This is a genomic window from Micromonospora sp. ATA51, from assembly GCF_016802855.1.
GTDB classification, from domain to species: domain Bacteria; phylum Actinomycetota; class Actinomycetes; order Mycobacteriales; family Micromonosporaceae; genus Micromonospora; species Micromonospora sicca.
In genome coordinates this window covers 1-6,044 of the sequence record NZ_JAEVHJ010000371.1, presented here as the reverse complement: position 1 = coordinate 6,044, position 6,044 = coordinate 1, and the positions used below count along the sequence as shown (strand labels likewise).

General features: G+C 74.9%; 2 protein-coding genes and 1 pseudogene. 2 read left to right on the top strand and 1 reads right to left on the bottom strand.

Annotation, left to right across the window (positions count from 1 at the left end; translation table 11 throughout):
• The first annotated feature begins 98 nt into the window (after positions 1–98).
• On the top strand, positions 99–1,751 hold the full coding sequence (locus tag JNW87_RS33310) for a SulP family inorganic anion transporter (RefSeq protein WP_238455048.1): 1,653 nt from the start codon (positions 99–101) through the stop codon (positions 1,749–1,751).
• Between the two features lie 74 nt (positions 1,752–1,825).
• Here the strand turns inward: JNW87_RS33310 and ilvD are convergent, their stop codons facing one another.
• Positions 1,826–3,673 carry a dihydroxy-acid dehydratase gene (gene ilvD / locus JNW87_RS33305; protein WP_238455047.1) on the bottom strand — a complete coding sequence of 616 codons (1,848 nt, stop codon included), beginning with the start codon at positions 3,671–3,673 and terminating at the stop codon, positions 1,826–1,828.
• Positions 3,674–3,802: 129 nt separating this feature from the next.
• Between ilvD and JNW87_RS33300 the strand changes: the two are divergent.
• Positions 3,803–6,044 (top strand): annotated as a pseudogene (locus JNW87_RS33300) (putative bifunctional diguanylate cyclase/phosphodiesterase); the annotation flags it as partial.

Below are 6,044 nucleotides of genomic sequence, written 5' to 3'. Positions count from 1 at the left end.
GGCGGCGCCGGCAGGGGACCCTCGCGCCGGCCAGGCACGAGCGGGCACCGGCTGCGGCGGGTCGGCGTCCTGCTCCGCAGCCGACTGGCTCGGGCTGGCTGCCCGGCCGGGCCGACTGGGCGGCGGCCCGCCGCTCGCCCCGGCGGGACCTGCTGGCCGGGCTGACCGTGGCGGTGGTGGCGCTGCCGCTGGCTCTGGCCTTCGGCGTCACCTCCGGGCTGGGCGCCCAGGCGGGCCTGGTCACCGCCGTGGTCGCCGGCGCGGTGGCCGCCGTCTTCGGCGGCTCCAACCTCCAGGTCTCCGGGCCCACCGGGGCGATGACCGTGGTCCTGGTGCCGGTGGTGCAGCGCTTCGGCCCCACCGGGGTGCTCATGGTCGGGGCGATGGCCGGCCTGGTGCTGATCGCCCTCGCCCTGGCCCGCCTCGGCCGGTACGTCCGCTACCTGCCCACCCCGGTGATCGAGGGCTTCACCGCCGGCATCGCCGTGGTGATCGCCCTGCAACAGGTCCCCGCCGCGCTGGGCGTGACCGGCGCCCACGGCGAGAAGGTCTGGGCGGTGGCCGCCGACGCGGTCGCCCGGTTCGTCGTACATCCGAAACCGGCGGCCCTCGCGGTGGCCCTCGCCGTCGCGGCGCTCATGCTGCTCGGCGCCCGGTGGCGTCCCCGGCTGCCGTTCTCGCTGCTCGGGGTGGCCGCCGCGACCGTCCTCGCCGAGCTCGCCCCGGTCGACCTGGTGCGCATCGGCGCGCTCCCGCAGGGCCTGCCCGCGCCGTCGCTGGGCTTCCTCGACCTCGACGCGGTGGGCATGCTGCTGCCCAGCGCGCTCGCGGTGGCGGCCCTCGCCGCGTTGGAGAGCCTGCTGTCGGCCACCGTCGCCGACGGGATGACCGTCGGCCAGCGGCACGACCCGGACCGGGAACTCTTCGGCCAGGGCCTGGCCAACCTCGCCTCGCCGCTCTTCGGCGGCATCCCGGCGACCGCCGCCATCGCCCGCACGGCGGTGAACGTCCGCGGCGGGGCGGCCTCGAAACTCGCCGCCCTCACCCACGCCGTGGCCCTCGCGGCGATCGTGCTGGCCGCCGCGCCGCTGGTCGGCCGGATTCCCCTCGCCGCGCTGGCCGGCGTGCTGCTGGCCACCACCGTGCGGATGGTCGAGGCCGGCTCGCTCTGGGCGCTCGCCCGGGCCACCCGCGGCGACGCGGTCGTGCTGGTGCTCACCTTCGCCGTCACCGTGATCTGGGACCTGGTGACCGCCGTGGCCGTCGGACTGGCTGTCGCCGTCGTGCTCGCGCTGCGCGCGGTCGCCCGCAGCGCCCGGCTGGAACAGGTTCCCCTCGACGCCGGCGAGCACCGCGCCGAGGAGCACGCGCTGCTGGCCGAGCACATCGTGGCCTACCGGCTGGACGGGCCGCTCTTCTTCGCCGCCGCGCACACCTTCCTGCTGGAACTCTCCGAGGTCGCCGACGTCCGGGTGGTCATCCTGCGGATGTCCCGGGTGACGACGATGGACGCCACCGGGGCGCACGTGCTCGGCGACGCGATCCGCCGGCTGCGGGGACGCGGCATCACCGTCCTGCTCTCCGGCATCACCCCCGGCCACGACCAGGTGCTCAGCACCCTGGGGATCGCCGACGAGCTGCGCCGCGAGGGGCTGGTCTTCCCGGACACCCCGGCCGCGATCCGGCACGCCCGGACCGTCGCGCTGGGCGGAGCCGACGCAGCCGCACCCGTGACAGCCGTCACCGCCTGATCCCTCCTGGCGGCCCTCCGTCGGATCACTTCGTCAGCGGACAGGCCGGGGCGCCGAGTGGGAGCCCCGGCCGCTCACTCCGGGACGCGTCGGTAGGCGCCGTCGCTGGCCGAGGTGGCCATCGAGGCGTACGCGCGCAGCGCCGCCGACACCGGTCGCTGCCGGTCGGTCGGGGTGTACGGGCGGTCCCGCTTCTCCTCGGCCACCCGCCGGGCCTGCAGCACGTCCTCGGGAACGTTCAGCTCGATGGAGCGCCCCGGGATGTCGATGACGATCTCGTCGCCCTCGCGGACCAGCGCGATCAGCCCGCCGGAGGCCGCCTCCGGGGAGACGTGCCCGATCGACAGGCCGGAGGTACCGCCGGAGAACCGCCCGTCGGTGAGCAGCGCGCAGGACCGGCCCAGCCCGCGACCCTTCAGGAAGGAAGTGGGGTAGAGCATCTCCTGCATGCCCGGGCCGCCCTTCGGGCCCTCGTACCGGATCACCACCACGTCGCCGGCGACCACCTGCTTGGCCAGGATGGCCGACACCGCGTCGTCCTGGGACTCGTAGACCTTCGCCGGGCCGCGGAACGTCAGGCACTCCTCCGGCACCCCGGCGGTCTTCACCACGCAGCCGTCCGGGGCCAGGTTGCCGTGCAGGATGGCCAGCCCGCCGTCGGCCGAGTAGGCGTGCTCCCGGTCCCGCACGCAGCCGCCGGCCGCGTCGGTGTCCAGGGACGACCAGCGGTTGGTGGTGGAGAACGGCTCGGTGGTGCGCACCCCGCCCGGGGCGGCGTGGAACAACTCGACCGCCTCCGGGGTGGCCGACCCGCCGCGCACGTCCCAGTCGGCGAGCCAGCGCTCCAGGTTGGGGGAGTGCACCGCGTGCACGTCCCGGTCGAGCAGGCCGGCGCGGTCCAGCTCGCCGAGGATGGCCGGGATGCCGCCGGCCCGGTGCACGTCCTCCATGTGGTACTGCGGCGAGTTCGGGGCGACCTTGGCCAGGCAGGGCACCCGGCGGGAGATGGCGTCGATGTCGGCCACGTCGAAGTCCAGCTCGGCCTCCCGGGCGGCGGCGAGCAGGTGCAGGATCGTGTTGGTCGACCCGCCCATGGCCACGTCCAGGGCGACCGCGTTCTCGAAGGCGCTCCGGTTGGCGATGGCGCGGGGCAGCACCGAGGCGTCGTCGCCGTCGTACCAGCGCTTGGCGATCTCCACGGCGGTGCGGCCGGCCTCGACGAAGAGCGACCGGCGGGCGGCGTGGGTGGCCAGCGTCGACCCGTTGCCCGGCAGCGCCAGACCGATCGCCTCGGTCAGGCAGTTCATCGAGTTGGCGGTGAACATGCCGGAGCAGGATCCGCAGGTCGGGCAGGCCGAGCGCTCGATCTCGCCGAGCTGGTCGTCGGTGACCGCCTCGTTGGAGGACGCGATCATCGCGTCGATCAGGTCGATCTTGGAGTGCACGATCCCCTCGATCGCCACCGTCTTGCCGGCCTCCATCGGGCCGCCGGAGACGAAGACGGTCGGGATGTTCAGCCGCAGCGCGGCCAGCAGCATCCCCGGGGTGATCTTGTCGCAGTTGGAGATGCAGACCAGGGCGTCCGCGCAGTGCGCGTTGACCATGTACTCCACCGCGTCGGCGATCAGCTCCCGGCTGGGCAGCGAGTAGAGCATGCCGCCGTGGCCCATCGCGATGCCGTCGTCCACCGCGATGGTGTTGAACTCCCGGCCCACCCCGCCGGCCTCGGCCACCGCGTCCGCGACCAGGCCGCCGAGGTCCTTGAGGTGTACGTGACCGGGGACGAACTGGGTGAAACTGTTGGCGATGGCGACGATCGGCTTGCCGAAGTCGTCGTCGGTCATCCCGGTGGCCCGCCACAGGGCCCGGGCACCGGCCATCGTCCGACCGTGGGTGGAGGTCCTCGACCGCAGCTCAGGCATGCGTACCAGTCTGACACCGGTCTCGCGGCGACCCCCCGGTGCGCGCGCCGTGTCCCAACAGTTGCGCACCCGGTTCCCCACGAAGTGCGCCCATCCGGCACAGTTGAGGTCGTGCACTTCCCCCCGGGCATGGCCGCCGTCGCGGTGCTGAGCGGGCTCGTCGCCGCCGTCGCCACCGCGCTGCTGACCGCGTCCGCCCGCCGCCGGGTGGGGCCCCACCGCCAGGCTCACGTGCTGCTCGCCACGGCGGCCGGAATCGCGCTGCTCACCCTCCTCGTCGGGGTCACCGCCACGCTCGCCGACAGCGAGCACTGGGCCCACCACCAGGGGCAGCGCACCGGCTTCGCGACCCTGATGTCGATCGGCACGGCGCTGTGCGGGCTCGCCCTCGGCGCCGCCCTGCTCCGGCTGCCCGGGACGGCCGCGACCGGGCCCGCCACCGCCCGGCTGCTCCTCGACGGCCTGATCATGGCCAGCGCGCTCTGGTTCGTCGGCTGGGTGGTGTTCACCGAACCGACCCGGCTACTCGGCGCGGCCACCCCGATTGCCTGCGTACCGATCGTGCTGGCCACCCTGGCCGCCGCGCTCACCGCCGGGCTGACCATGATCATGGTACTGCGGGCCGCCCCGCCCCGGCGCCGGCTCGCCCTGCTCGGCGCCGGTGTGACCGGGGTGACCTGCGGCGGGCTCGGCCTGGCCACCGGGCTCTGCCAGGCCGGCCCGGGGATGGCGCTGACCGGCGCGGCGGTGCAGGCGGCGGGGCTGCTGGCCACCGTCCTGGCGGTGTACCGGGTCGACCCGCCCGGCCAGGTGGACGTCGACCTGATCCGCCGGGACGGCGAGTACGCCTTCGTGCCCATGTTCGCCATGGCCGCCTCGGCGATGTTCCACCTCCTCCAGGGCGGCCGGTTCGACGCGTTCGGCATCGTCGCCGGCAGCGTCGAGGGCTTCGCGCTGGTGGCCCGGCAGTACCTCGCGCTCAACGACGTGCGCCGCTACGCCGGCCGGCTGGCCGAGCGGGAGGCGCACTTCCGCGAGCTGGCGCACACCGACCCGCTGACCGGCCTGGCCAACCGGCGCGGGCTGCTGCGGGCGCTGCACCGCTGCGTCGAGGCCGATGTGCCCGGCGTGCTGCTCGGCCTCGACCTCGACGGCTTCAAGAACGTCAACGACATGCGCGGGCACGACGTCGGCGACGTGGTGCTCGCCGAGGTGGGCCGCCGGCTGCGCGGCAACCTGCGTCCGGGCGACCTGGCGGCCCGGCTCGGCGGCGACGAGTTCGCGGTGCTGATGCGCGGCTCGACCGACGCGACCGGGTGGCCGAGCGGCTGCTCGGAGTGCTCGGCCGCCCGTACGACCAGCCCGAGGGGCCGGTCTTCCTCTCGGTCAGCATCGGGGTGGCCGGGAACTGCGGCGAGCCCGACGTGGAGCTGCTGCTGCGCAACGCCGACCTGGCCCTGCGCTACGCCAAGCAGCGGGGCAAGAACCGGATCGAGCGGTACGACGCCGCGTACGACCAGCTGCTGCGCCGGCGGACCACGCTCGAGCACGAGCTGCGCGGGGCGATCGAGCGCGACGAGCTGCGGCTGGCGTTCCAGCCGGTGGCGTCGCTGCCCTCGGTGCGTCCGGTCGGCGCCGAGGCGCTGCTCCGCTGGCACCACCCGGAGCTGGGCAACGTCCGCCCGGACGAGTTCATCCCGCTCGCCGAGGAGTGCGGGATGATCGCCAAGCTGGGCGCCTGGGTGCTGCACCAGGCCTGCTACCAGCTCTCCCGCTGGCTGGCCGACGGCCACGACGTCTGGGTGTCGGTGAACGTCTCCCCGCGCGAGCTGCACGCCCCGGAGTACGTCGTGCAGGTCGCCGACGCGCTGCGCGCGCACCACGTGCCGCCGCAGCGGCTGGTGCTGGAGGTCACCGAGCACGCGGTCGCCACCGACCTCGACGAGCTGATCCGGCGGCTGACCGCGCTGCGGCTCACCGGGGTCCGGATCGCGTTGGACGACTTCGGTGCCGGCTACTCCTCGCTGGGGCAGCTGCGCCGGCTGCCGATCGACATCCTGAAGATCGACCACAGCCTGGTCGCCGAGCACGAGCCGGTGCGTCCGGTCGGCCGGGACGGGCCCGCGTTCGCGCCGATGGTCGACATCGTCATGCGCCTCGGTCACCAGCTCGGGCTGGAGGTGATCGCCGAGGGCGTCACCAACCCGACCGAGCTGGCCGCGGTGGTCGCCGCGGGCTGCCGGTTCGGGCAGGGCGCGCTCTTCGGCTGGGGGGTGCCCGCCGAGCACCTGGAGGCGATGCTGGAGGCGGCGACCTCGCCGGGCGCGCGCCGGCGCCGTTGCCCCCCGCTCCGCCGGCCGCTCCGCCCCGC